The sequence below is a fragment of the Acinetobacter sp. ANC 5600 genome, from assembly GCF_002018395.1.
Lineage (GTDB): Bacteria > Pseudomonadota > Gammaproteobacteria > Pseudomonadales > Moraxellaceae > Acinetobacter > Acinetobacter amyesii.
Window position 1 is genome coordinate 1 of the sequence record NZ_MVKW01000004.1, and the last position, 26,512, is coordinate 26,512.

21 protein-coding genes and 1 pseudogene are annotated in these 26,512 nt (G+C 41.0%); 10 read left to right on the forward strand and 12 right to left on the reverse strand.

Going from position 1 to position 26,512, the window contains the following annotated elements:
- Positions 1-192: pseudogene (locus B1201_RS09525) on the forward strand (ISNCY family transposase); the annotation flags it as partial.
- A gap of 270 nt (positions 193-462) precedes the next feature.
- On the opposite strand, the gene B1201_RS09530 reads toward B1201_RS09525, so the two are convergent.
- The 7 genes from B1201_RS09530 to B1201_RS09560 form a co-directional block, all read right to left on the reverse strand.
- Positions 463-1,800, reverse strand: a complete 1,338-nt coding sequence (locus B1201_RS09530; RefSeq protein ID WP_078193321.1) for an MFS transporter — start codon at positions 1,798-1,800, stop codon at positions 463-465.
- A 203-nt stretch (positions 1,801-2,003) separates the two neighbouring features.
- Positions 2,004-3,035, reverse strand: coding sequence for an enoyl-CoA hydratase/isomerase family protein (locus tag B1201_RS09535; protein WP_078193322.1), 1,032 nt, complete (start codon positions 3,033-3,035; stop codon positions 2,004-2,006).
- A gap of 17 nt (positions 3,036-3,052) precedes the next feature.
- Positions 3,053-3,826: an enoyl-CoA hydratase gene (locus tag B1201_RS09540; RefSeq protein ID WP_078193323.1), complete on the reverse strand. Its 774-nt coding sequence runs from the start codon at positions 3,824-3,826 to the stop codon at positions 3,053-3,055.
- Between the two features lie 81 nt (positions 3,827-3,907).
- Positions 3,908-5,035: an acyl-CoA dehydrogenase family protein gene (locus B1201_RS09545; protein WP_078193324.1), complete on the reverse strand. Its 1,128-nt coding sequence runs from the start codon at positions 5,033-5,035 to the stop codon at positions 3,908-3,910.
- Between the two features lie 120 nt (positions 5,036-5,155).
- Complete coding sequence (locus tag B1201_RS09550) at positions 5,156-6,811, reverse strand: AMP-binding protein (RefSeq protein WP_078193325.1); 1,656 nt, start codon at positions 6,809-6,811, stop codon at positions 5,156-5,158.
- An 89-nt stretch (positions 6,812-6,900) separates the two neighbouring features.
- Positions 6,901-7,791 (reverse strand): 3-hydroxyisobutyrate dehydrogenase, encoded by an 891-nt coding sequence (mmsB, locus tag B1201_RS09555; protein ID WP_078193326.1) that lies wholly within the window; start codon positions 7,789-7,791, stop codon positions 6,901-6,903.
- Positions 7,792-7,806: 15 nt separating this feature from the next.
- Positions 7,807-9,324, reverse strand: coding sequence for a CoA-acylating methylmalonate-semialdehyde dehydrogenase (locus B1201_RS09560; RefSeq protein ID WP_078193327.1), 1,518 nt, complete (start codon positions 9,322-9,324; stop codon positions 7,807-7,809).
- 163 nt (positions 9,325-9,487) lie between these two features.
- Between B1201_RS09560 and B1201_RS09565 the strand changes: the two genes are divergently transcribed.
- The gene (locus B1201_RS09565) at positions 9,488-10,369 is read left to right on the forward strand and encodes a LysR family transcriptional regulator (protein ID WP_078193328.1); all 882 of its coding nucleotides are present in this window, start codon (positions 9,488-9,490) and stop codon (positions 10,367-10,369) included.
- 121 nt (positions 10,370-10,490) lie between these two features.
- Positions 10,491-10,649 carry a hypothetical protein gene (locus B1201_RS16970; protein ID WP_168379604.1) on the forward strand — a complete coding sequence of 53 codons (159 nt, stop codon included), beginning with the start codon at positions 10,491-10,493 and terminating at the stop codon, positions 10,647-10,649.
- A gap of 220 nt (positions 10,650-10,869) precedes the next feature.
- Here the strand turns inward: B1201_RS16970 and B1201_RS09570 are convergent, their stop codons facing one another.
- The gene (locus B1201_RS09570) at positions 10,870-11,685 is read right to left on the reverse strand and encodes a hypothetical protein (protein WP_078193329.1); all 816 of its coding nucleotides are present in this window, start codon (positions 11,683-11,685) and stop codon (positions 10,870-10,872) included.
- 197 nt (positions 11,686-11,882) lie between these two features.
- Here B1201_RS09570 and B1201_RS09575 point away from each other — a divergent pair, with 197 nt between their 5' ends.
- Together B1201_RS09575 and B1201_RS09580 are read left to right on the forward strand one after the other, a co-directional pair.
- A complete protein-coding gene (locus B1201_RS09575; RefSeq protein WP_078193330.1) occupies positions 11,883-13,307 on the forward strand; it encodes a PLP-dependent aminotransferase family protein in 1,425 nt (474 codons plus the stop codon).
- Positions 13,308-13,427: 120 nt separating this feature from the next.
- Positions 13,428-14,864: an amidase gene (locus B1201_RS09580; protein ID WP_078193331.1), complete on the forward strand. Its 1,437-nt coding sequence runs from the start codon at positions 13,428-13,430 to the stop codon at positions 14,862-14,864.
- Positions 14,865-14,972: 108 nt separating this feature from the next.
- Here the strand turns inward: B1201_RS09580 and B1201_RS09585 are convergent, their stop codons facing one another.
- The 4 genes from B1201_RS09585 to B1201_RS09600 all read right to left on the reverse strand — a co-directional run bounded on the left by B1201_RS09585 (position 14,973) and on the right by B1201_RS09600 (position 21,390).
- Entirely contained in the window at positions 14,973-17,102 is a 2,130-nt protein-coding gene (locus tag B1201_RS09585) for a TonB-dependent receptor family protein (RefSeq protein ID WP_078193332.1), read from the reverse strand.
- A 369-nt stretch (positions 17,103-17,471) separates the two neighbouring features.
- Positions 17,472-18,785 (reverse strand): DcaP family trimeric outer membrane transporter, encoded by a 1,314-nt coding sequence (locus B1201_RS09590; RefSeq protein ID WP_078193333.1) that lies wholly within the window; start codon positions 18,783-18,785, stop codon positions 17,472-17,474.
- 125 nt (positions 18,786-18,910) lie between these two features.
- A complete protein-coding gene (locus tag B1201_RS09595) occupies positions 18,911-20,284 on the reverse strand; it encodes an MFS transporter (protein ID WP_078193334.1) in 1,374 nt (457 codons plus the stop codon).
- Positions 20,285-20,475: 191 nt separating this feature from the next.
- Positions 20,476-21,390 (reverse strand): LysR family transcriptional regulator, encoded by a 915-nt coding sequence (locus B1201_RS09600; protein ID WP_078193697.1) that lies wholly within the window; start codon positions 21,388-21,390, stop codon positions 20,476-20,478.
- Positions 21,391-21,671: 281 nt separating this feature from the next.
- Between B1201_RS09600 and catA the strand changes: the two genes are divergently transcribed.
- The 5 genes from catA to benD all read left to right on the forward strand — a co-directional run bounded on the left by catA (position 21,672) and on the right by benD (position 26,492).
- Positions 21,672-22,592: a catechol 1,2-dioxygenase gene (gene catA, locus B1201_RS09605; RefSeq protein WP_078193335.1), complete on the forward strand. Its 921-nt coding sequence runs from the start codon at positions 21,672-21,674 to the stop codon at positions 22,590-22,592.
- An 85-nt stretch (positions 22,593-22,677) separates the two neighbouring features.
- The gene (gene benA, locus B1201_RS09610; RefSeq protein WP_078193698.1) at positions 22,678-24,075 is read left to right on the forward strand and encodes a benzoate 1,2-dioxygenase large subunit; all 1,398 of its coding nucleotides are present in this window, start codon (positions 22,678-22,680) and stop codon (positions 24,073-24,075) included.
- Complete coding sequence (gene benB / locus B1201_RS09615; protein WP_078193336.1) at positions 24,072-24,581, forward strand: benzoate 1,2-dioxygenase small subunit; 510 nt, start codon at positions 24,072-24,074, stop codon at positions 24,579-24,581. The genes benA and benB overlap by 4 nt, the downstream gene beginning before the upstream one ends.
- A 94-nt stretch (positions 24,582-24,675) precedes the next feature.
- Entirely contained in the window at positions 24,676-25,692 is a 1,017-nt protein-coding gene (gene benC, locus B1201_RS09620; RefSeq protein WP_078190731.1) for a benzoate 1,2-dioxygenase electron transfer component BenC, read from the forward strand.
- Between the two features lie 14 nt (positions 25,693-25,706).
- A complete protein-coding gene (gene benD / locus B1201_RS09625) occupies positions 25,707-26,492 on the forward strand; it encodes a benzoate diol dehydrogenase BenD (protein WP_078193337.1) in 786 nt (261 codons plus the stop codon).
- Positions 26,493-26,512 lie beyond the last annotated feature (20 nt).

A 26,512-nucleotide genomic window follows, 5' to 3' on the forward strand; every position in this document is an offset into this window, starting at 1 on the left:
GGACTACAGCAGAATGAAGTGGTTGAGAATAAAAGATTAGGTTCGGTCCTGGCCCATATCCAGCAGCAACATGAGGAATTGGAGAAACAGAATAAACGTTCCCGTCTCAAGAAAAGTATGCCGAGTCGTAAAGCTCAGAAAGTTGTTATTGAACAAAGAAATTTAAATCCTGTACTTGACTCTTGTAGTTAAAAACAGGACATTTTAAATGGTTTATCGCACAGACATTTTAATTGGTGAATAACAGCTTCAGATTTATTTACAAAGATGATAATTCACAGCTCTTGCACATCAACTGTATTCAAATTGCTAAGTTCCTAAGCTTCGCTAAAATAAATTTGTCCTACCACAATCCTCAGACAAGAAAAAAGCCATAACAACTGTTGCTATGGCTAAATCACATGTATTTCTATATTGAAATTCTATATTTTAAATCAATCAATTGTTTTCCTGATTGTTGATTTAGGAAGATTTGATTTCCTCACTGCTAAATGCATTTGCCTTTCGCTCTATTTGGTCCGGCTTTAAGAATGATGATGCAATAATCGCAATCACTGCAAAGCCTGAAATATAGGCAATAATTAAATTAGGGCTTCCATCACCAATACTCAGCAATTTCGTCGCGATTAATGGTGCTAAACCACCACCTAGCACGCCTGCAAATTGAACTGAGATTGAAATACCGCTATAACGTATTTCTGCTGGAAATTGGCGCGAAAATAACTGTGACTGCGGCGCATACATCAAAGGAAAAACCACACCAATACCAATCACAATGGCCGTCCAAACCAATACTGGATCTTTAGTATTTAACATCGCAAAAAATGGATAGCTGTATAAAGCCAGTACGCATAAACCAAATCTAAACATGTTTTTTTGCCCAACTTTATCAGACAAATGTCCAAAAATTGGCGTAATAACCATGATGACTGCAGCACCACAAATCGTTGCAAACAAGATATCTTGCCTAGGAATATTTAGCTGTGTGGTGGTATAGGCTAAAGCAAATGTCGATGCCAAATAGAACCAAGCATTTTCAGCAGCTCGAGATAAAATAATCGTAATCAACTGCTTAGGATGATTTTTAAACACTTGTTTTGCTGGAACTTTAATTGATTTGGTTTGAGCTTTAACTTTTTCAAAGTCTGGTGATTCAGGCACTTTTACACGAATATACCAACCGACAGCCAGTAAAATAATGCTGGCTAAAAATGGTAGACGCCAACCCCAGCTAAATAACGCTTCTTCAGGTAACATTGAGACTAAGCCTAAAGCTACCGAAGCGAGCAATAAACCACCACCTGTACTGGCTTGCGGTAAACTTCCCCAAAAGCCTTTTTTACCCGCTGGCGCATGCTCTACCGCCATGAGGACTGCTCCGCCCCATTCTCCACCCATGGCCATGCCCTGTATAAATCTTAAAATAATTAAACAGACCGTTGCCCAATAACCAATGGTTTCGAAAGTCGGTAACAACCCAATCATCACAGTAGGAATACCCATCAACATTAATGTGACCAATAACATTGATTTACGACCGATTTTATCGCCAAAATGACCAAAAACAATGCCACCTAGCGGTCGACCAATAAAGCCTACAGCATAGGTAGCAAATGCTGCCAATACGCCCGTTAAAGGATCAAGATTTGGGAAAAAAAGTCGATTGAAAATGAGTGCTGCGGCAGCACCATAGATAAAAAAGTCATACCATTCGATGGTTGTACCCACCATGCTGGAAATACCCGCTAAACGATGCGAGGACTTAGCTGGTGGAGCTGTGTTTCCCTGTACATTTTGCATTGTTATCTTCCTTATTCTGCAAGATATTTCTATGTTGCATTTTCACGATGCTTGATTTATGTGATGATTTTCTTCTTGAAAATCAATATTTTTAGATCTTATATGTGTTTAATTTACGCTGAGTCACTTCTTTATACCTAGTAACAAATTGAATATGAATATTGACCAAGGGTTTGAACCATTAAAGTTTTTTAAATCACTGATTAAATAGATATTTCCTCCAATATTTTGTCTAAAGTCGGACTAGACTGTTGCCACTTTGGCTGCTTGTCTTTATCCACAATTAATGCGCGTACACCTTCAACAATATCGCCATGTTGAAACCAAACATCTTGTAAATGTCGTTCAATTTGCATGCATTGCTTCAGTGAAAGACCGCGACCTAAATGTTGGAGCTGTAAACTGATCCTTTTCGCAATTGGAGATCGTTGTTCCAAGGTATTGCGTATTTTTAGCGCCCACACTTGAGCATCATTATGCTGTTCATTTTCAAGACTATTTTCAATGGCATCAATGCTCTCAAAACCAAAATGCTTACGAATTAAATCTGCATTTTGACTAAGTTCACTTTCCGCTGGTCGAGTAATATATTTCGCAATCAATTGTTCAATATTTTCCTTGCTGAGTTGCTTGGAATTTCTTAAATCTTCTTCTAATTGAACAAGTTGCTCACTCGGAACATGGTAGTCAATCAAATCTAGATATAACGCATCGCTGGCACTGATTTGATCGCCCGTAGTTGCCATGTACACACCAATATCATCCAAACGTGATAAAAAGTGTGTCGCAGCCACATCTGGGAAAAATCCAATGGCAGTTTCAGGCATGGCAAATCTAGACTTTTCGCTGCTGACAAGCACATGACATGCTTGGGCTAAGCCAAATCCACCGCCAAGTACATAGCCATCGAGTATGACAATAATGGGTTTTTCATACGCACGAATGCTATTCAGCATTTCATACTCAGCTTGAAAATAAGCTTGATGATCTTCTTTACCATTCATATAACTATCATAGAGATAGCGAATATCTCCACCTGCACAAAATGCTTTGGGACTATTTGAGCGAATAAGTACAGCATGAATATTAGTTTGATCAGCCCATAGTGCTAATTGCTGTTGAATCCCTTGAATCATTTCCAAAGACAAGGCATTTAAATTTGCCACGCGATCTAAACTGATTTGGCCTAAATGTCCATGTTCTTCAATCATTAAGTTATTTGTACTCATATCCATATCATCCTTTTTTATTTTTAATTGTCTTTAAAATTGGCTTGGCGCTTTTCAACAAATGCTTGCATGCCTTCTTTTTGGTCTTGAGTTGCAAAAATCGAATGGAATGTTCTACGTTCAAAACGTAAACCTTCTTGCAAACTGACTTCAAATGCACGGTTAATTGACTCTTTGATCATCATGGTTGCGACTACAGATTTTTCGGCTATTTTTTCAGCAGCTTTTAAGGTCTTTTCGACCAACTCCTCTTTAGGGAAGACTTGAGCAACTAAACCACTCTGCTCTGCTTCTACTGCGCCCATTTGTCTCGCAGTCAGACACATTTCCATTGCTTTGGCCTTACCAATAGCAAGCGTTAAGCGCTGTGTCCCACCTATCCCTGGGATTACTCCCAAAGTCACTTCTGGTAAACCGAATTTTGCATTATCGGCACAGTAAATAAAGTCGCACATGAGTGCTAACTCACAGCCTCCACCTAACGCATAACCACTGACAGCTGCAATTAGAGGTTTACGGCGCTGAGCAATTCGATCTGCCAGATGAAAAAAATCATCCAAATAAATATTTGGAAAACTCAGTTCAGCCATTTCTTTAATATCTGCACCAGCAGCAAAGGCTTTTTCTGAACCTGTAATAACCATACAGCCAATGGAAGAATCTCTGTCTAAATCATCTAAGGCCAAATTAAGGTCTTGAATTAATGTGCTATTTAATGCATTTAAGGCCTGAGGACGATTTAAAGTAATAAGTCCAACACCATTGTTCTTTTCAAGCAGAATCGTTTCAAATTGCATGTAATATCCCTATATATGTTCAATATTTATGAGTAGGCTTCATATCTGAAGCCTTTTCATTTAAATGTCTTAATGACAACGTTATAAGCTGCGGGCAATTACTAAACGTTGGATATCACTCGTACCTTCATAGATTTGGCAAATACGTGCATCACGATAAATACGCTCTATCGGGAAATCTTTGAGATAGCCATAACCACCAAAGACTTGTAATGCTGCGGAGCAAACACGCTCAGCCATTTCAGATGAAAAAAGCTTGGCCATAGACGCTTCATTTAAGCAAGGTTGTCCTGCTTCTTTTAAACGTGCCGCGTGATAGACCAATTGGCGTGCAGCTTCTATTTCTGTTGCCATACTTGCCAATCGGAACGCAACTGCCTGATGTTCAAAAATTGGTTTACCAAAAGTAATACGCTCTTTGGCATATCGGGTTGCTTCTTCTAATGCTGCACGTGCAAGACCAACTGCTTGCGCCGCTATACCAATACGACCGCCTTCTAGATTTGATAAGGCGATTTTCAAACCTTCACCTTCTTTTCCTAACATCAAGCTTTCATGCACTCGCACGTCTGTGAGTGCAATTTGGCAGGTATCTGAGGCATGTAATCCAAGCTTTTCTTCAGTACGAATCACTTCATAACCAGGTGTTTCTCTTGGGACAATAAAAGCACTCATGCCTTTTTTCCCTGCACTTGGGTCAGTCACAGCAAAGACAATAATGACCCCTGCATTATGTCCCGAGGTAATAAACTGCTTAGCACCATTAATCACCCATTCATTGCCATCTTTTACTGCACGAGTTTTAATGGCAGCAGCATCTGAACCCGTATGTGGCTCAGTTAATGCAAATGCACCGATCATTTTGCCTTGTGCTAAAGGCACTAAATATTTCTGCTTTTGTTCTTCTGTGCCAAATTTAGCAATAGGAACACAGCCTACCGAGTTATGTACACTCATAATGGTTGAGGTTGCCCCATCGGCCGCGGCAATCTCTTCTAAAGCCATAACATAGGCAAGATTACCAGTATCTGAACCACCCCATTCATCTGATACCAGCATGCCCAATAAACCCAGTTCTCCCATCTGCGCTAATGCCTCTTTGGGAAAGGTACCGTTTTTATCCCATTCAGCCGCTTGAGGTTTAATTTGTTCCTGTGCGAAACTGCGTGCCATGTCCTGAATTAATAATTGTTCTTCGGTAAATTGCATCTTATCTTCCTGTACATCAATCAATTGCTTTCATCCAGTTTGAAAATGACTAGAACTGAATGAAAGCTTGATTTTGATCCTGATTGTTCGGCATTAATTTAGAGTTAATCGATACGTCATTTAACTTGCATGCTGCGTAGATTGTTTTGCAATCTCTTGATTTCTTAATAAGAAACGCTGAATTTTTCCACTTGGAGTCTTCGGCAGTTCTTGAACAAACTCCACCAATCGTGGATAAGCATGTGCAGATAAGCGCTTTTTCACAAATTGCCCTAGTTGCTCTGCTAACTCTTCTGACGCTGTGACATGCTCAGCTAAAATCACAAAAGCTTTTACAATTTCTGTCCGATCCGGATCAGGTACACCAATGACCGCAGCTTCAATCACTGCATCATGCTCAAGTAAAGCGCTTTCAACATCGAATGGCCCGATACGATAACCTGATGTTGTAATCACATCATCATTACGACCAACGAAGCTCATACTGCCATCTGCGTGTAATTCTGCGGTATCACCCGTGAGGTAATAATGCTTTACAAAGGGTGACTTACGACTTTCTTTATAGCCACCAAACCACATCATCGGTGATTGACTAATATCGACAGCCAGTACTCCTGGCGTTCCTGCAGCTAGCTCTTGCCCTTGTTCATCAACAACCGCCACGCGATATCCCGGACTGGCATAACCTGCGACACCTGCGCGAATATCATGTTGTAAACCATGGTGATTACACACCACCATACCAACTTCAGTCTGACCATAATGGTCAAAGATCGGTGCATCTAAAACTTGTTTAAACCAGCGGAAAACTTCAGGGTTAAGCGGCTCACCAGCGCTACTGACGACGCGGAATTTCCCTTTGAGTTTTGCCATTTGTTCAGGATCAGCCGCCATCATCATCCGATACGCTGTCGGTGCGCCTGCAAGGTTCGTCACCTTGTAGTCATCTACGATCTGACACAAACTATCAATGCTAAAACCACCTTCGTAAAAGAGCGTTGCATGTCCCAGTAAAAGTGGCCCAGTGATTCCATAATACAAACCATAAGCCCAACCCGGATCGGCAATATTCCAAAATGAATCATCTTCACGCAGTCCTACCGCATTTTTCATATATTGACCAAAAGCGATTAAGGCTTTAAGGGGTACTTCTAAGGGTTTTGCAGGACCTGTAGTACCTGAAGTAAACATTAGAAGAAATGGATCATTGATGCTCTGTAGGACAATTTCACAATCTGTAGACTGTGCGTTTACTTCATCCCAAAAGTTTAAATCTCCCTGTTGAATCCCTTGACCCGCTGGATCTGCAACAGTAACGATTTGGGGACAATGTGCAACTTCATCTAATTTACTGCGATTACCAACATCGCTAATCACCAATTTGCTTTGTGCAAGGTGTAAACGATGTTCAATGGCTTTGGGGCCAAAGGCGGTAAATAGCGGTTGATATACAGCACCTATTCGCCAAGCCCCTAAAATCACCACAAGTAATTCAACTGTACGGGGTAATAAACCCGATACACGATCACCCTTTTGCACACCCTGTGACTTTAAAAAATTGGCAAATTGGCTTGACCACTGTTGCAGCTCTGCAAAGGTATATTGTTCTTTCCGCCCATCTTTGCCTTGCCAATACAGTGCAACCTTATCTTGATCAATCGCATGACGGTCGCAGCATTCATAACATGCATTTAATTGCTCTAAAGAGCCTGATAACATTTCTTTGGCAGCATGATTTAAGTCAAATGCCTTTGCAACATCTTGATAATTCGACATCTTCTCTACCTCAGTCTCAATTTATTGTTATTCCGACACGAGTGTTAGTATTTTTAGCCATCCCTAGGCTAGATTGGTGTTCAAAGCGATTAAGCGTCCTTAGGTAAGTATTGCTGCACAATGCTTGAAAAATCTAAGTGTGCATTACCTTGTAAACACAGCTGTTGATACATCTGCTGAACCAGTCCACCTAAAATAATCGGCTGTTTGACTTGTCCTGCGGCTTCTACAGCCAATCCTAAATCTTTCAACATCAACTGCGTTGCAAAACCATCGGTATAGCCACGTCCTGCAGGTGCATTTGCTGAGATACCTGGCCATGGATTACATACATCCGAACTCCAGCAACGTCCACTCGAACTATTCACCACACCCGCTAAGGCTTGAGGATCAATTCCCAGACGCGCACCGAGTGCCATACCTTCAGCAACGGCTGCCATGGAAATACCAAGAATCAAGTTATTGCAAATTTTCGCAATTTGACCTGCACCCACATCACCACAATGCACAATGTTTTTACCCATGTGCCCCAATACAGCTTTGGTTCTTTCAAAAGTTTGATCATCTGAACCGACCATAAAGGTTAATGTACCTGCCTGAGCACCAATAGTGCCGCCTGAAACAGGTGCATCACAGATTTTTATCTGATGTGCAGCACCCGCCTCGGCTATATCCTTAATGGTTTGCGGATCAATGGTACTGCTATCGATACATAAGCTTCCTGCTTTCATTACCGCCAATACACCATTTTCTCCCAAGTACACCTCTTTGACATGCTTGGCAGCAGGCAACATGCTAATCACAACATCTGCTTGTTTCGCAGCATCTTGTGGACTTTGGCAAACGATGCCACCTGCTTCAGTAAAATACTGAATCGCAATTTCGCTTAAGTCGAAACCGTAAACCGTAAAACCTGCTTTGAGTAGGTTTTGGGCCATTTTCCCGCCCATGTTTCCTAAACCGATAAAGGCAATATTCATCCTTGAACTCCTAAATTAACGTAGGTTAATGGTGGTATTCACTTCACCTTTTTCTTGTGTATCTTCGAACCAACGACTGGTGATGGTTTTGGTTTGTGTATAGAACTGAACCGCTTGCTTACCATATGGACCTAAGTCCCCCAGTTTTGAACCACGCGATCCTGTAAAGCTAAAGAAAGGTACAGGTACAGGAATTGGAATATTGATACCCACTTGACCAATATCGATATCACTTTGGAATGTACGAGCGACTGCACCGCTTTGTGTAAATAGTCCAACACCGTTGCCAAATGGATTGGCATTAATCAATTCAATCGCCTGCTCCAGAGTATCGACATGAATAATGGCTAACACGGGCCCAAAGATCTCTTCGGTATAGATGCGCATATCGGTTGAAACTTGATTAAAAATCGTTGCTCCGACAAAGTTTCCTTGCTCATAGCCGATGACTTGAACATCACGACCATCCAGCAGCAACTCCGCACCTTGCTCTACACCGCTTTGAATTAAATCCAGTACACGTGCTTTTGCGCGAGGTGAAATAACTGGGCCAATATCGGTATTCGGCTCATGCCCTGCATTGACCTTCAGCGTTTTGGCTTTTTCAACCAGTTCATTAACCCATTCTTTACTTTCACCAACCATGACAGCAACCGACAAAGCCATACAACGCTGACCCGCCGCACCAAATGCTGCACCAACGAGAGCATTTAAAGTGTGTTCTTTATTGGCATCTGGCATCACCACCACATGGTTTTTAGCCCCCATCATCGACTGCACACGTTTTCCATGCTGTCCTGCAAGGTTATATACATGTGTACCAACAGCCGTAGAGCCAACAAACGAAATGGCCTTAATAGCTTGATGTGTGCATAAACGATCAACAACGTCTTTACCACCATGCACTACGTTTAATACACCTGCTGGAATACCGGCTTCAATCGCAAGTTCGACAAGCATCATGGTCGATAATGGATCTTGTTCAGATGGCTTTAAAACAAAGGTATTTCCACAGACGATGGCCATTGGGAACATCCACAGTGGAATCATCGCAGGAAAGTTAAATGGCGTAATTCCTGCACATACACCCAAAGGTTGCTGCAAAGTATAGGTATCCACACCACGTGCAACACCTTCTATATATTCGCCCATTTGAAGTGTGCCAACCGAACACGCATGCTCAACGACTTCTAAACCACGTTGAATATCACCTTCAGCATCTGCAAGTGTCTTTCCTTGCTCAGCAGTCAGTACGCGGGCAATCTCTTTCATATTGCTACGGATCAGATCTTGTAGCTTCAACATAATGCGCATACGTGCTTGTACGGGTGTTAAGCGCCAAGTTTTAAACGCCTCTTGCGCTGAAGCAATCGCTGCATCCACTTCTTCCATAGTCGCCATTGGAACACGACCCAAAACCTCTTGAGTTGCAGGATTTAGAATGTCTTGCCACTCTGTAGTGTTTGACTCTACAAATTTACCGTTAATTAATAATTTAGCCGTCGCTGACTGAATATTTGACATTGTGTTCATGACCTCTCCATAGGCACTTATTGTTTTGTACTGACTTAGAAAATATCCAAAAGCCTTATATTTATATTTTCCAATTCACTTCAAACTAGCAAAGAAAATTTTGACTACCAATAGAGATTCACGCACGATTGATGTGCAAATATGCACAGGGATGACAATAACAATGAAAGTAGATTGGGATCATTTACAGTATTTTTTGGTTTTGGCTCGTGCGAAAACCCTAACCAATACCGCCCGTATTATCGGTGTTGAGCACAGTACGGTTTCTCGACGTATACATGCGCTAGAACTGGCTTTAGGCACACCATTATTTAAACGTGAAGCCACAGGTTATGAGCTTACCTTAGAAGGTTTGGCACTGGTTCCTCGGGTAGAACAAATGGAACAGGCATTTTTACAAATCGAAAAACCTAACCAACCTATGCAAGGTCGTGTGCGAATTGGCACACCCGAAGGATTTGGAACAGCATTTTTGACACAGCTCTTGGCAGAATTGTCCAAAAAATACCCATTGCTGACTATCGACCTTATTCCTGTGCCGAAAATGATCAAGCTTTCACATCGTGAAGCAGATATTGTTATTTCCATCGATCGACCAAAATCAGGCCCCTATATCATTACTCGATTGGCAGACTATTGTTTAAAAATTTATGGCAGTAAGGAATACCTAAAAAACACGCAACCCATTCATACATTAGAAGATTTAAAATCACACACTTTTGTGAACTATATAGATGATCTAGTCTATAGCCCCGAATTGTATTGTTTAGAGCGCTTACCTATTCAGCTCAATGCTAACTTTAGAAGTAGTAGTATTTTGGCACAACAAATTGCCGTGAGTGCGGGTGCAGGATTGGCAATATTGCCCAAATTTTTGGCCGAGGAAAAACCCGAATTAGAACAAGTCTTGGCGCAAGATGTTCGTTTTGTGCATACCTTTTGGATGCTGACCTTAGTCGATTTACAGCATGAGCCGCGCATTAAGCTGGTTTGGGACTTTTTGAGAAAAAGAACTGACCAATATCATAGTTTATTAATGGATTAAGAAATGAAGCTACCTTCCAAACTATAACTGTTATAGAAATTTAGATGAATGTTGTATCTATGCTTTAAGACGTTATACCCCAATAATCACCTATAACCACTAGGGATTTAGAGTACATCTTATGAGTAATCAAGAGCCTAAAAAACCGCAAAAATATGCAGACAGTGAAATTTCAGATAAGGCCTTTAAACGTGCCATTATTTGGTTCTCAATCTATGTGCTTTTATTCTGTATTGGTGTAGCGTTTGTCGTTGGTGCAGATAATTCTTATCTACCTTAAGCGATAATCTATTCACTTATTGCAACTCGCTATTGCATGTATATCTTACATTTCATGTTTGCTCATGATCAGTTCATAAAGTATTAATCGGATCATTAGGCCAAATAAATTGGTTTAAATTTGAATTTAAAAAAAGCTTGTAAGTCTAGATTTACAAGCTTTTTTGCATTTTTAAAGTGATCAATTCACAGCTATAAACTTAATTAGTCATCTTTATCGCTTATGCAGGACTCTGTTTTTTAACTTGGTGCTGAAGATGCGTTTGAATGTATTCACCGTAGACCGACATTTTTTCAAAGATATGCTCTGAATAAAACATGTCTTCTACCAAGACTTGCGCACGGTCAAATTCATATAAACCTAATCGATGTAAAATTTTCGCATTGATAAACGAAAACTTTTGGCATAAATCGATATATTGCTGATCTTTGTCTTTAAATAGCAGCTTTAACATATTGATTTTATTTAGATCAAAATCAATCGGTTCAACTTTATCCGCCAAGACATGGATTTCAACATTTAAAAATTCAGTGAGCTGTTTTAATTTTTCTAAGTCGATATGTAGATGTGTAATACAAATGATTTTGGAAACTTTCGGATTACATAAGCTATTGATCAAACCAAAATAGAAGTATTCTGCTGGCGATAGCTGTTCATTATGTAGCTCAATGTAGACATTTAGTCCCGATAAAACATCTTCAACTTTAAATGCGCTAAGTTTAGCCTCCGCTTGATAATAACGATTTAATATCGCAACATTTTCAGGGCTTTGCGGTGTAGCGTAGATCACCTTCTGATTCAAATTCGCTAAGATAAAGGGTGCAAATAAAAAAGCCGCATTTTCAGCCTTGGCATTCATATGCTCCTGACAAATACTGACATAGCCCACTTGCTGTACTTGACGCAAAATTCGACTGCGTAACAGCACCGCTTCTAAATTAGTATGCTGTTGTTGTAGCAGATGCAGCGTTGAATCTGTCAATGGAACATCCACCAGTAAATGTTGTAACAGTTCTAATTCACTGGCTTTAAACATATTCAACTCCCTAACTTCCCTACCATTTGACGCCACAAGTGTTGTGGTCAATGCACCTTATAAAAAATTCAAACTTAAAACTAGATACAGTGATTTTGAAAAAACTTATAACAGTACAGACTCATCTGTTATAAAAATTTAATATAAAGTTTCATTTACTGTTATATTTATAACAGAACTTTGTCTTGTTGATGACTATGTATAAATCGGAACAGCTTGCTCAGCACCTACGTCAACTGATTGAAAATGGCACTTTAAAAGCGCACGAAAAGCTCCCGTCTTTACGTGAACAAGTGCAGTTGTCCGGTTTTAGTTTGATCACGGTCATGAATGCCTATCAGGAGTTGGAATCGCGTGGCTTAATCTATGCACGTGAAAAATCAGGCTACTATGTAGCTCAAGGCTTAGTCGAAATAGAGGCTGAACAAACTCAAATCGTGTCTTTAAACACCCCCATTGAAATTAACTCTCTGGTATTTAAGTATTTAAAATCGATACAAGATGAAAAAATCGCTCCATTGGGTTCAGCCTTTCCAGCTCAAGACATTGTTTTTTCTAAAAAGTTAACCCAAATCATGGGGCAAATTTCCCGAAATCCCAAAAGTTACGATGCCATTGATAATCTTCCACCCGGTAATTTAGCTCTACGTAAGTTGGTTGCACAGCGTTATTGCATGCAAGGCATAGCCACTGACCCAGAGGATATTGTGATTACCTCAGGCTGTATGGATGCACTGAATCTTTCCTTACAGGCCATTGCCTCACCGGGTGATTATATTGTGTTACAGCAAAATATTTTCTATGGCGCCTTGCAAGCTGCAGAGCGCTTAGGCCTTAAAGTGGTGACCTTACCTGAACATCCACAAGATGGTTTTGATTTAACCGCGTTTGAACATATTTTAAAAACTTATCCCGTCAAAATTTGTTGGCTGATGCTGAATTCGCATAATCCTGTGGGCTTCACAGTGAGTGATGAAATCAAGCAAAAAATTGCCGTTTTATTACACCAATATCATGTGCATTTAATTGAGGACGATGTGTATGAAGAAATGCATTATGCGTCTAAGAAACCTGTTTCAATGAAATACTTTGACCAAAATAATATGGTCTTACACTGCTCTTCTTTTTCTAAAACGTTGGGCGCTGCATTTCGGGTCGGTTGGGTGCACGCCGGTAAATACTCTCAAGCGATTCAACACTTACAACTCATGAGTACTATTTCCGTCAATACCTTATTGCAAAATGCCTTGGTGGAATTTATTTCAAATTATCATTATGAAAAACATTTACGGGTCCTAAGAAAAAGTCTACAACAACATAAATTACAGTTTTACCGTTATTTAGAAAGCCGTCTACCGACTGGATGCAAATTACAATATCATCCAAGCGGTTATTTTCTTTGGTTAAGACTACCGGAAAATGTTGAAAGTATGGCAGTCTATGAAGCCCTAATTCAACAGCAGATTGGCGTTGCTCCAGGCCGTTTATTTAATGTTGCGGAAGCCAAAACTCAATATATCCGTTTAAATTGTTCCTTTGCATGGAAGGATGAGATTCAACAGGCTTTAGATGCCCTCCTTAGTACAATCTCTGCACTTTCCTCAGATCAGACGAATATTTGACAATTTTTATTGTCATTATTATGCTCAAACAGATATTGTTCAAATACATATATTTGTTGTTGAGATAACAATGAATTCATTCAATATTTACCAAAATTCAAAAAACAAATAGGTTCGTTCATGGAAGATCAAAAACACAGTCAACGCATACATGCTTTTAGTTCGGATGTACTCACAGATCTAGATGCTGTGGGGATTGCACAGCTCATCAAATCTAAAGAAGCCTCTGTACAGGAAATTACACAAGCGGCCATTGCACGTGCGGAACAAGTCAATCCGCATCTAAATGCCATTGAACTGGACTGTTTTCAACGTGCTTTAGAGAAAAATCAATATGTTGAACATGGTCTATTTGCGGGCGTCCCTTTTTTCTTTAAAGATAATCTAGATTATCAAGGATTGCCCTCACGCCATGGTTCAAAGGCCATAGGTTTAAAACCAGCCGATCGTAATCCTCAAATTAGCCAACAAATCTTAGATCAAGGGTTTGTCGTATTAGGAAAATCCAAGCTCCCTGAATTTGGTCTAAATGCCAGTACCGAATATAAAGATGGCTCAGCCACCTATAACCCTTGGCATTTAAGTTATTCCTGCGGTGCATCTTCAGGGGGTTCCGCAGCTCTCGTTGCAGCCGGGGTAGTGCCGATTGCTCATGCCAATGATGGCGGTGGTTCGATTCGTATCCCTGCTGCATGCTGCGGTTTGATTGGATTAAAGCCTAGCCGTGGCCGTACTTATGACAGTGAAGCAGCAGGTTCTCTTCCGATTAATATCATCAGTGAAGGTGTCCTAACCCGTAGCATACGAGATACAGCGCATTTTTATGCAGGAATGGAATCAAGTTATTACAATAAAAAGCTGCCACGCATAGGCATGATTCATGGGCCTTCTAAACGTCGATTACGCATCGGTTTAGTCCCGCAATCGATTACAGGGCAAATAGATAGCGAAACAACTGCAACCTTAATGCATAGCGCAGCACTCTTAGAAAAATTAGGCCATCATGTTGAAGAACTTCAATTACCTTTTTCCTTAAGCTTTGTTGAAGATTTTAGTGAATATTGGGGGATGTTATCCTTTTTACTGAGTACCTTTGGCAAGAAAATTTTTGGTGCTGACTTTAGTCCAAAAGAATTAGATAACTTAACCGTTGGTTTATCGAAGTTGTATAAAAAGAACTTTTATAAAACCCCGCTGTTTCTGTATCGATTAAAGAAAATGCAGCAGCAATATCGTGAAATCTTTAAGCATTATGACGTTTTGCTATCGCCTGTACTTGCACATACCACACCTAAAATTGGCTATTTGTCACCTCAATTACCGTTTGACCAGTTATTCGAACGTATACAGAAATATGTGACTTTTACCCCTATCCAAAATGTGGTGGGTGCGCCGGGTATGTCGATTCCTATGGGAGAAACGCAAAACGATGGACTACCGATCAGTATGCAAATATCAGCCGATGTCGGGGATGAAAAAACCTTGATCGAACTGGCGTATGAAATTGAAGAAGCTCAGCCATGGCGACGTATTCAGGATATGCCTCGTACTGCTTAACAACTCAATCAAAGATTTAAAAAACGGGAGCTGATTGGCTCCCTTTTTTATTATCAAATCCGCAGCATAAGGCTTTTCAATTGTTCGCTGTATTTGAATATAAGATGCTTAATTAAAATGATACGTCAGTCCTGCATATACCGCCCGACCTTCACCCGGTGTTAAACGCGCAGGATCTTTGCCGGCATCGTTATAGCCCGGTGTAACGGTAGATGCATATTTTTTATTGGCCATATTTCTGAAATCCAACCAAGCTATATATTGTTTTTGTGGTTGTATATAGCCGAATGATGCTCCCCAAATTTGCCAATCTTTTGCATAGAAACTATTGGCATAGTCGGTTGCGACCTTTGCGGCATAAAGTGTATTCACCGCAGCATAAAAGCCTAAAGGATGTTCATATTTAAGTTCAGCCTGATAGATGTGTTTTGGTATACCTGCCAGCTCATTTTTTCCAAATACCGCATCATTTTTATAGTGAAAATCATTCAAGGTGTAGGCTTGTTTCAGTTGAACTTGTCCATATACATCATTTTGCCAAAGTAAACTGTTTAAACCGGCTTCAAGCCCCTGATGAATGGTGTCTGAAGCATTCGATTCGGCAATAATCTTTTTAGGCTCTGATTGGATTTCAACAGCCAACAGTTCATTTTTAACCTGCGAATAGTAATATGCAATATTCCACTCACCCAGTGCATGTTGACCACGCCCACCTAGTTCAAAAGTATTCGCAGTCTGACTATTCAAATGAATCGGAGCGCTTTGGCGTCCCGTTGCTGCGCCACTACCATCTGGGAAGTATTGATCAGAACCCCAAATTAAAGCCCATGGATGTGGTGCTTCTAAGCTTCGACTGACATTGGCAAAGAGCTGTGTTTCAGGTTGGATTTGATATCGAAAACCTAGCGATGGCAGGACATTCCATTCACGAATATTTTCTTTATGGCTCTGCACAGGCCATGTCACTTCACTTTCACGATGGGTGTACGCCAATGCAACTCGACTATCGAGCCAAAACTGTGGGTGTAGTGCCAAGGCATTGGCATAATGTAAAACATAGTCACCACCTTGGTAGGTATAATGCCGCGTTTCTGTACCCGCAGCATACGCGCCTTGCGCAACACGCAAGCGTTCAACGACCTGACCATCTGGCAAATGCGTGGTACTACGGAAACCTAAAGTATTTTGACTTTCATGGCCCCACAAGATTCGGTCAAATTGGTAGTTAAATAAGGTACTGATATCGTCATAGTTTACATCAGTACTATATAACCCTTCTTGCAAATCCATCGGATAATGATGATAGGCCAGACCCAACTGTAAGCGATCACCGGAGTCCAAAGTCATATTGGTTTTATTCGCCAACCAAAGACTTCCCGGCTGCGGACGATTATTATTCAGCGAGATATTTTGGGCTACTGCTTGTTTTGGATTTTGTTCAATCTGTTGTTGGGTTAGACGTCCCGGCGTTTGGTGTTCAGTCTCTCGGTAACGCAGATAAAAACGTGTATCTAGGTTAGGGTTTATTTTATATCCCACATTGGCCGATAAACCTTTGCTCTGGCTTGAAGCATGATCTTGAAAACCGTCATCATCACTTTGCGTTAAGGAAAGATAATAGTCTAAGTCACCGATTTGTTGTCCTGAACTGATTTCACTTTTTTGATAACCGTGGCTGCCCATTTCATGATGCACTGACAGTTTTGCTGCATTTTTTCCTGTTGGGCTAGCATAGTTAATTAGACCACCCAAGCTTAATGCACCACGTGTTAAACCATTAGCCCCCCGTAAAACCTCTATATGGTCTACCCACAGCGGCTCAAGCAGTTCATAAGGTGTTCCTCCTGGCCCTGTAAATGGCAAATCATCTAAGGTTACATACAACCCTGAAGCATGCGCCCCCGGTGCACGATTGATCCCCGAGCCACGTATCGACAGTTTCACCCCTTCATTTCCTGAAGATGCCGCGTATATCCCCGGTTGATTTTTAAATAAATCAGCATTTGTTCGCTTCGGTACATCTTGAATGTCTGCTGCAACGATCGCATTGGTTGCACCATTTACTTTAGTCAGTGCTTTTTTTATTTGATCATCCATTGAACTTTGTTCAACGTTAATGGTGATTTCAGGTAATATATTGCTATCTGCAACACTATATTGTGCCATTGCAGTAAGCATCATCAGGCTTAAAAGCTTAAGTGACGTGTTGTTATATTTGGAAAATTGAGGGACATCCATGATTGCGTCTTCTAAGTGAAACGAAATTTACGGCAAGGATTGTAGTGTGTTTTATCGTCATGTATGTATCAAAATATTTCAAAATTCATGATTTTTATCAATATCCTTCTTCGTATTTTTATATTCAAATGATTTGTTAAATGAAATAAAACAGATAATTATATTTTTTAGTCAAAAAATAAAAGTTTCTAAATAAGATAAAAGCCCTCAATCGGAGAAGATCAAGGGCGTGTATGGATTGAGAGCACGTATTGAAAGTTTTTCGGAAAATTAAATGTCAAAACCTGAATATACTTCCAATCACGCTCTCGTTAAATTGATATTGAAATTTCTAAGGCAATTTAAATTAAACTATTCTCTGTAATAGCATTAGAAGTTGTACATCGCGACCGCATTGATTCGGTTATCTTCACCCTTGGTACTGCCATTTGGTGCAGCGCCAAAAGCTTCACGTTCACCATAGACATATTCCAGACCTAAACTAATCGGCTTAACAGGGCTGTAAAATACATTTGCCCAAGCTTGCCACAAGTTTTTATTGGCCTTGGTTTTATCGACTAATGAGTTGACATAATTTGCATTATTATCTGCTTTCATAAAACCATAGCCCAATGTTCCGCGCCATTGTGCTGAAATTTGTTGAGTTAAACCTACTGTAATCGAGTCAAATTCATTGGTGGCGATGATGTCTTTATCTGCATTGGTCACAAAACCTTGGTTGGTCCATGACACAAAACTACTGTCGCCTTTGACATGGTAATAATCCGCTTTGAGCACTGTTTTATCCGTCAAATCTAGCTTTGCGCCCAGACCAAGTCCCCATGCAGTTTCTGTATCCGTATCCGTTTTCTTTTCAGCACCCATCGCACGTGCGCTCAACATGAGTGTATCTGTCATTTTATGGTTTAACCGCGCTGTTAATGCAGGCAAACGCATATTTGAACTGTCATCCTTAGAATCTTCTGCTGCAAGCACAAGATTTGTCTCAGGACTAAATTTGTGACTATAGCGAACTTGCGGTGTACGTTTAACAGCACCACCAACATAGCCCAATGCATCAATAGTTTCAGGCATATAATCAGGTACAGCAAAGTTAGACCATGTTTGCCCCACCAACCAATCACCATAAGTTAAATAGGCATGACGAATCCTCAGTCCATCATTTGCACCCAAAAAGTCGACTTCAATTTTACCGCCTACATCGCCCACTTGAGTCGGCGTTTTAAAGTCTAGGCCTAAACGTGTGGCAGCAAGTGTTGCTTTTAAACGATCTGAACTTTCAGCATTCCCTTCTAGCGGAACACTATTCATTTGGTTATACAGGCGAGATAAGCTGCCGCCTTCTGCCTGATAAGATGCATCTGCTCGCACATTGCCATACAAGCTAAACTCAGCGCCCGATTTGGTATTTAAACTCAGGCTCGGTGTTTGAGTCGGTTTTTGATTCTGCACAGCAACTACAGGCCCTTGTTTTACGTCTTTGATTTCACTCGACAAGGTGTTTTGCTGTTGAACATATTGCTGCATCATGGCTTTTAATGCTTTGACTTCTTCACGCAACTGTTCAACTTCAGCCTCGCTGACTGCCGCATGTGTCCACATGGGGAACACAGCTGCACAAGCCAGTAGCATCGGTTTAATTTTAAAGGTTTTTTTGACTAAATTTAGCTTTTGAGTTTTCATCCTGACCTCGATTTGGGCGATGCCCTTTCCTTATTTTTTGTCACAATTTCCCACTAGCCCTCATGCTGTGCATCAAGGCCTGGAAACTTAAATTTTGGGGTAATGTTAAATCTTTAAATATCGGCTTAATTCGCTGGATTTTTGATAGCTTGCGTATTGAGTTTTGGCGATTGACCTTGAGTAGATGCCTCTACAGACGCTTGCAAATTCACCATAAATATTGCTAAAGAAGCAATGACACCGGGAATGGCAATCACCAAGAAGTTCATTTGATGCGGTAAATTCATGGTTAACAGCGCACCAGTAAGTACCGGTCCAACGATTGCACCAATTCGTCCAATGCCCGATGCCCAGCCCATACCTGTAGAACGTACCGTGGTTGGGTAGTATTGTGCGACAAAGGTATAAAGTAAGATTTGTGAACCGATGGTAGCTGCACCTGCAACAGAAATTAAGGTATACAGAACCATTTGCGGACTGTTAAAGCCCAGTAAGATTAAAGCCAATGCGCCACACATGAACATGATGCTCAGAACTTTTTTGATATGGAATCGGTCTGCCAAAGCACCACCACCAATAGCACCTACCATTCCACCAATATTCAGTGCAAAGAGGAAAATCATACTTGCACCAAGCGAATAGCCAGCTTGAATCATCAATTTTGGTAACCAGCTTCCAAGTGCATAAACCATCAATAAGCACATGAAAAATGCAATCCAGAACATAAACGTACTGAAACTACGGCCTTGTTGAAATAATGCTTTTAACGGAGCGTTATCTTCTTCAGAAACTTCATTGAGTATAAATTGAGTATCCGTTGTGAGGACTTGTTCAGGGGCAATTTTAGAGACAATCGTTCGAGTCGTATCTGTTTGATGCTTTGAGGTTAAATACATCAATGACTCAGGGAGGAATTTCCAAATTAAAGGCAATGCAAGACATGGAATAATTGCAATATAAAACATGATTTTCCAGCCATATACAGGCACTAACCAAGCACCCAATAACGCTGAAGCCATACCACCTATGGCATAACCACTAAACATTAGTGCAACTAAGGTACTGCGTATACGTTTTGGCGCGTATTCTGTCATTAATGCGACAACGTTCGGCATAACGCCTCCGATGCCTAGACCGGCAAGAAAGCGTAAAATACCAAACTCAACGGGAGTACTTGCAAAAGCGCCGCAGAAGGTAAAACCACTAAAGATACCGACACAGATCATAATGGTTTTTTTGCGACCAATTTTATCCGACAGTGTGCCAAAACACATGGCACCAAACATCATGCCAAATAAAGCCGTACTTGCCAGTAAGCCGGCTTGTACCGCAGATAAGGACCATTCTTGCATCAACAACGGTAAGGCAACGCCATAGATCACCAAGTCATAACCGTCAAAAATAATAATCAAAAGACACCAAATCAAAACACCCCAATGAAATGGCGTAAATTTGGCTTCATCAACCAAGGTATTAATATTAATTTTCTGGTTTTGCATAGCCCACCTCCTAATTGTGAAGCTTGTAAAATTCGCTTTTCACAATGAATAAGTCGGTGCTTAATGTCCAAAACCGATTAGGCATGTTTGTATACCTAAAAAGTTGAATACAAATTAATCCCTTGATTCCGCTTTATTTAAATAGATCATTTCATATGTGCAGTTCATCTGAACGTCTAGCGACAACATACTCAAAACACAGCACGATCATATGGAATCGATTCTAAATCATACACTTGATAAACACTATCAAATAAACCACGAATATCTTCGCTTTCATCCATATGACGTACAGCCATAAATATAGGACTAATCGCGGCTTCATCTAAGATAGGAACAAATGTTAAATGTGTTAATTGCACACTTTGGGCACTCATTGGGGTGATACAAACTCCTTCATTCGCTGCAACAAAGCCCAAGGCCAGTTGTAATTCACGTACTTCACGTACTTTTTTAGGTTCCAAACCATACTCTGAAAATATGCCACGCACTTGGGTCGAAAAGTTTGGTTTGTTGTGATTTGGGTAAAAAATCAATTGCTGATCGATCAGATCTGCAAGATAGACTCCTTCCTTTTTTTGTGCCAAAGGATGACTTGCATGTAAGGCTACCACTAAGCGTTCTTCACGCAGTAAAACCCGTTTGATCGCGGGGTCTGAAATACGCAAACGCCCAAAGCCGACATCTATACGACCTTCTTTTAATGCTTTGATTTGTTCAGTGGTCGCCATTTCCTCCATTTCTATTTTTAAATGTGGATGTTGTTGTTTGAATAAATACAAAATATTCGAGAGTAAACCAAACAATAAAGAGCTCACAAAACCGATTGTCACTGTTCTTTCTGTCAAACCGATTCGTTTCGTCATCGATTTAATTTCTTCTGCATTAGACAAAAGTTTTAAAGCATGATGATAAAAAAATTGGCCTGCTTCCGTAGTCTTAAGCGGACGGCTACCTCGTTCAAATAACTGAATTCCAAGCTCATGTTCCAAATTTTGAATCTGCCGACTCAAAGGTGGTTGAGCTATATATAGTTTTTCTGCCGCTTTGGTAAAACTCTGCTCTTCAACCACCGCGACAAAGTATCTTAAGTGTCTTAGTTCCATGGCCATCAATACCTATTAAGTATAATAAAATGCAAATTTGATCTTCGACGTGAAGATTTTATTCTTTTAAGGTATATCACATAGACAGGATTAAGCAACTTTAATCCCATCCAACAGATCAAACACATCGTGCAGCGCATTACCTGAAAGAAACTTCAGCCGCTACACGAAACAACTTAAAAAGTATTGTTAGACAACCAAACAAGGAACGTGGCAGCCAAAGACCTCTTTTATCGAGTGATAGCCACCCATACTTAAATGCATACTTAAGGAGATATAGTATGAACCGTCAAGAGATTGATGTTCTGGTTAAACAAATGAACGTAGATACAGCGACAGGGCCTGTTGACCAACGTGTACAGCAAGTTGTGGTACGTTTATTGGGTGATTTATTCCAAGCGATTGAAGATCTAGATATTACTCAAACTGAACTATGGAAAGGTCTAGAGTATTTTACAGACGCGGGTCAAGCAAACGAATTGGGTCTTTTAGCCGCTGGTTTAGGTTTAGAGCACTATCTTGATTTACGTGCCGATGAAGCTGATGCGAAAGCAGGTATTACAGGTGGTACACCACGTACCATTGAAGGCCCTTTATATGTGGCTGGCGCACCTGAATCAGTGGGCTTTGCTCGTATGGATGATGGTACGGAAACCGATAAAATTCCAACACTGTTTATTGAAGGTACAGTAACAGATACCGAAGGCAACATCATTGAAGGCGCTAAAGTTGAAATTTGGCATGCCAACAGCCTAGGTAACTATTCTTTCTTTGATAAGTCTCAATCTGACTTTAACCTTCGCCGTACGATTCTTTCTGACCAAGACGGTAAATATGTTGCACAAACTACGATGCCCGTTGGTTATGGCTGCCCTCCAGAAGGTACAACTCAATTTGTTTTAGACAAATTAGGCCGTCATGGTAACCGTCCATCGCATGTACATTATTTTATCTCTGCACCAGGTTACCGCAAGCTAACCACTCAATTCAACATCGAAGGTGATAAATACCTTTGGGACGACTTTGCCTTTGCAACTCGTGATGGTCTGGTAGCAACTGCTGTTGATATCACAGACGAAGCTGAAATTGCGCGTCGTGGTCTAAACCAGCCGTTTAAACACATTAGCTTTAATGTTGAGTTAGTTAAAGAACAAGCTGCAGCACCAAATACTGAAGTTGATCGTCGACGCGCTAGCGCTTAATTACTCACTCAAAGGAAGCCGAGCTGTCTCATCCAAGTTTGACAACTCGGCGACTATCCCCTCATTGGACAGTCGGAGAATGGACATGCCACGTATTCCTGTAATTAACACCAGCCATCTAGATCGTATTGATGAACTTCTTGTCGATAATTTTGACACTGGTGAATTTAAATTGCACCGCTCAGTATTTACTGATCAAGCGTTGTTTGATCTTGAAATGAAATACATTTTTGAAGGTAACTGGGTATATTTGGCACATGAAAGCCAAATTCCAAATAACAATGATTATTACACGACTCATATCGGTCGCCAGCCCATTATCATTGCACGTAACCGTAATGGTGAACTGAATGCCATGATCAATGCCTGCTCACACCGTGGCGCACAGTTATGTCGTTATAAAAAAGGCAACAAAGCAACCTACACCTGTCCATTCCATGGTTGGACTTTTAATAACTCTGGTAAATTGCTCAAAGTTAAAGACCCTGCTGAAGCTGGTTATTCAGATTGCTTTAACCAAGATGGTTCACATGACTTGAAAAAAGTCGCGCGCTTTGAAAGTTATAAAGGCTTTTTATTTGGTAGCTTAAATCCTGATGTGCCAAGCCTTGAAGAATTCTTAGGTGAAACCACCAAAATTATCGACATGATCGAAGGTCAGTCGGAAAACGGTTTGGAAGTTTTACGTGGTTCATCTACCTATACCTATGAAGGTAACTGGAAACTGACAGCTGAAAATGGCGCAGATGGCTATCACGTATCAGCCGTGCATTGGAACTATGCAGCGACCACTCAGCACCGTAAAGAAGCACAAGCGGCAGATAATATTCGTGCCATGAGTGCGGGTTCTTGGGGCAAGCAAGGTGGTGGTTCTTATGGTTTTGACAGTGGTCACATGTTGTTATGGACCCAATGGGCAAACCCAGAAGACCGTCCAAACTTTAGCAAAGCCGATGAATATACCGAAAAATTCGGCGCACCGATGTCGAAATGGATGATCGAGCGTTCACGTAACCTATGTCTTTATCCAAACGTCTATTTGATGGATCAATTCGGTTCACAAATTCGAGTTTTACGCCCGATTTCTGTCAATAAAACTGAAGTCACCATTTACTGTATCGCCCCTGTCGGTGAAGAGCCAGAAGCACGTACACGTCGTATTCGTCAATATGAAGACTTCTTTAATGCCTCAGGCATGGCAACACCTGACGATTTAGAAGAATTCCGTGCCTGCCAAGCAGGTTATGCAGGGATTGAATTGGAATGGAACGACATGTGCCGTGGTTCAAAACACTGGATTCATGGACCGGATGATGCAGCCAATGAAATTGGATTAAAACCACTATTAACTGGCATCAAAACCGAAGATGAAGGTCTTTACCTTGCTCAGCATCAATATTGGTTAAAAACCATGAAACATGCCATCGCTGAAGAAAAAGAACTAGCTGAACAAGTCGCAAATGAACAAGGAGATGTCGCATGAATGCAACTGCACATTTAGACAGCGTAAGCATTGAAGCTGTATCTCAGTTCCTCTACCGCGAAGCGCGTTTTTTAGATGATGAAAAGTGGGATGAGTGGCTAGCGTGCTATGCCCCATCTGCATCATTTTGGATGCCGGCTTGGGATGATGATGACCGCCTGACAGAGGATCCTCAGTCTGAGATTTCTTTGATTTATTATCCAGACCGTCAAGGTTTAGAAGACCGTGTCTTCCGCATTAAAACTGAGCGTTCATCTGCCACGATGCCAGATACCCGAACCAGCCATAACATTAATAACGTCGAGATTATTGAACGTGATGGCGACAAAGTGACGGTGCGTTTTAACTGGAACACCTTAAGTTTCCGCTACAAAACCAACTATAGCTACTTTGGCATGTCACGTTATGAAATTGATTTTTCAGGCGAGCAGCCAAAAATCCTCAGCAAATATGTTGTTCTGAAAAACGATTATATCAACCAAGTTATTGATATTTATCACCTCTAAAAGCTTATTTCACTAAGCAAGGTTTTACTTTCAGCCAGAAGGATATTTGGCTGAAAGGACACGTTATACCAGATTTTCAAAAGGATATTCAGCCATGTCAAACCATAATGTTGCACTTCAATTTGAAGATGGCGTTACTCGTTTTATTAGTGTTGCTCAAGGTGAAACCCTTTCCGACGCAGCCTATCGTCAAAAAATCAATATCCCTCTAGATTGCCGTGATGGCGCATGCGGGACATGCCGTGCATTTTGTGAGTCGGGTACTTACGACATGCCTGAAGAATCTTATATCGAAGATGCTTTAACCCCCGAAGAAGCTGAGCAAGGTTATATTTTAGCTTGCCAATGTCGTCCAAGTTCAGATGCTGTTTTCCAAATTAGTGCATCATCTGACGTGTGTAAAACTGAAATTCATGAGTTTCAAGGCACATTGTCTCGTGTTGAAAATATGTCGGATTCTACGATTACCTTTGATATTCAACTGGATGAAGGTCAACCTGACATTAACTTCTTGGCAGGTCAATACGTCAATGTCGGCATTCCGGGGACTGAAGAAACACGTTCGTATTCGTTTAGTTCAAAGCCGGGCAATCGTTTAACAGGCTTCGTGGTTCGTAATGTCCCTGAAGGCAAAATGAGTACCTTCCTGAGTGCCGATGCGAAAGCCGGCGACAAAATGACCTTCAAAGGTCCTTTTGGTAGTTTTTATCTGCGTAATGTCGTCCGCCCTGTGGTCATGCTTGCAGGTGGTACAGGTATTGCGCCGTTTATGTCCATGTTACAAGTGCTTGAAGAAAAAGGTTCTGAACAACCTGTTCGTCTTGTATTTGGCGTAACCAATGACTTTGACATCGTGGCAAAAGACAAGCTCGATGAATTACAAAGCAAACTCCCGTGGTTCGAATACCGTACTGTGGTCGCTCACCCTGAGTCACAGCATGAACGTAAAGGCTATGTGACCAGTCATGTTGAAAAAGATTGGTTAAACAATGGCGATGTAGATATTTATCTCTGTGGTCCTGTGCCGATGGTTGAAGCTGTACGTGGCTGGTTAGATACAGAAGGCGTTAAACCTGCAAACTTCTTGTTTGAAAAATTCTCAGCGAATTAAGGGAGAATAGTTTAATGTCAGAACAAGCCAGATTTAGCAATAAAGTTGTGATTGTAACCGGTGCCGCTCAAGGTATCGGTCGTGGCGTCGCACTACAAGTGGCACGGGAAGGCGCTCAAGTGGTATTGGCAGATCTCTCAGATTTTGTTGAAGATACGCTGAACGATATTCAAGCCCATAATGGCGATGCCATTATTGTTAAAGCCAATCTTGAAACATATGCAGGCGCTCAATCAGTTGCTACCCAAGCCATTGAAAAATATGGCCGAATTGATATCTTGATCAATAACGTCGGAGGTGCGATTTGGATGAAGCCCTTCCAAGAGTTTTCAGAAGAAGAAATCGTTAAGGAAGTTAATCGTTCATTATTTCCAACTATGTGGTGCTGCCGAGCCGTGTTACCTGAAATGATTCAAAATCAGCAAGGGACGATTGTAAATGTATCTTCTATTGCAACCCGTGGTATTAACCGTGTGCCATATTCAGCGTCAAAAGGTGGGGTCAATGGCTTAACCGCTGCACTCGCTTTTGAGCATGCAAAAGATGGTATTCGAGTCAATGCCGTAGCCACAGGTGGCACAGAAGCGCCACCACGGAAAGTACCAAGAAACGCAAACCCATTGTCAGATCATGAAAAACAATGGATGCAAGACGTGGTCGATCAAACCATTGACCGTACATTCTTGGGGCGCTATGGCACAATTCAGGAACAAGTCAATGCCATCCTATTTTTGGCATCCGATGATTCATCTTATATGACAGGAACAGTCGTCCCTGTTGGTGGTGGAGATCAAGGTTAATCTCTAAAAATCATTGGTTA

Excerpts from the sequence above, each read along its gene's own strand:
- B1201_RS09545 (WP_078193324.1), bottom strand. The coding sequence starts at position 5,035 with ATGCAATTTACCGAAGAACAATTATTAATTCAGGACATGGCACGCAGT.
- B1201_RS09595 (WP_078193334.1), bottom strand. The coding sequence starts at position 20,284 with ATGCAAAACCAGAAAATTAATATTAATACCTTGGTTGATGAAGCCAAA.
- benA (WP_078193698.1), top strand. The coding sequence starts at position 22,678 with ATGCCACGTATTCCTGTAATTAACACCAGCCATCTAGATCGTATTGAT.
- B1201_RS09590 (WP_078193333.1), bottom strand. The coding sequence starts at position 18,785 with ATGAAAACTCAAAAGCTAAATTTAGTCAAAAAAACCTTTAAAATTAAA.
- B1201_RS09570 (WP_078193329.1), bottom strand. The coding sequence starts at position 11,685 with ATGTTTAAAGCCAGTGAATTAGAACTGTTACAACATTTACTGGTGGAT.
- B1201_RS09550 (WP_078193325.1), bottom strand. The coding sequence starts at position 6,811 with ATGTCGAATTATCAAGATGTTGCAAAGGCATTTGACTTAAATCATGCT.
- benC (WP_078190731.1), top strand. The coding sequence starts at position 24,676 with ATGTCAAACCATAATGTTGCACTTCAATTTGAAGATGGCGTTACTCGT.
- B1201_RS09540 (WP_078193323.1), bottom strand. The coding sequence starts at position 3,826 with ATGCAATTTGAAACGATTCTGCTTGAAAAGAACAATGGTGTTGGACTT.
- B1201_RS09575 (WP_078193330.1), top strand. The coding sequence starts at position 11,883 with ATGTATAAATCGGAACAGCTTGCTCAGCACCTACGTCAACTGATTGAA.
- B1201_RS09580 (WP_078193331.1), top strand. The coding sequence starts at position 13,428 with ATGGAAGATCAAAAACACAGTCAACGCATACATGCTTTTAGTTCGGAT.
- B1201_RS16970 (WP_168379604.1), top strand. The coding sequence starts at position 10,491 with ATGAGTAATCAAGAGCCTAAAAAACCGCAAAAATATGCAGACAGTGAA.
- mmsB (WP_078193326.1), bottom strand. The coding sequence starts at position 7,791 with ATGAATATTGCCTTTATCGGTTTAGGAAACATGGGCGGGAAAATGGCC.
- B1201_RS09530 (WP_078193321.1), bottom strand. The coding sequence starts at position 1,800 with ATGCAAAATGTACAGGGAAACACAGCTCCACCAGCTAAGTCCTCGCAT.
- benB (WP_078193336.1), top strand. The coding sequence starts at position 24,072 with ATGAATGCAACTGCACATTTAGACAGCGTAAGCATTGAAGCTGTATCT.
- B1201_RS09585 (WP_078193332.1), bottom strand. The coding sequence starts at position 17,102 with ATGGATGTCCCTCAATTTTCCAAATATAACAACACGTCACTTAAGCTT.
- B1201_RS09535 (WP_078193322.1), bottom strand. The coding sequence starts at position 3,035 with ATGGATATGAGTACAAATAACTTAATGATTGAAGAACATGGACATTTA.
- B1201_RS09600 (WP_078193697.1), bottom strand. The coding sequence starts at position 21,390 with ATGGAACTAAGACACTTAAGATACTTTGTCGCGGTGGTTGAAGAGCAG.
- catA (WP_078193335.1), top strand. The coding sequence starts at position 21,672 with ATGAACCGTCAAGAGATTGATGTTCTGGTTAAACAAATGAACGTAGAT.
- benD (WP_078193337.1), top strand. The coding sequence starts at position 25,707 with ATGTCAGAACAAGCCAGATTTAGCAATAAAGTTGTGATTGTAACCGGT.
- B1201_RS09560 (WP_078193327.1), bottom strand. The coding sequence starts at position 9,324 with ATGAACACAATGTCAAATATTCAGTCAGCGACGGCTAAATTATTAATT.
- B1201_RS09565 (WP_078193328.1), top strand. The coding sequence starts at position 9,488 with ATGAAAGTAGATTGGGATCATTTACAGTATTTTTTGGTTTTGGCTCGT.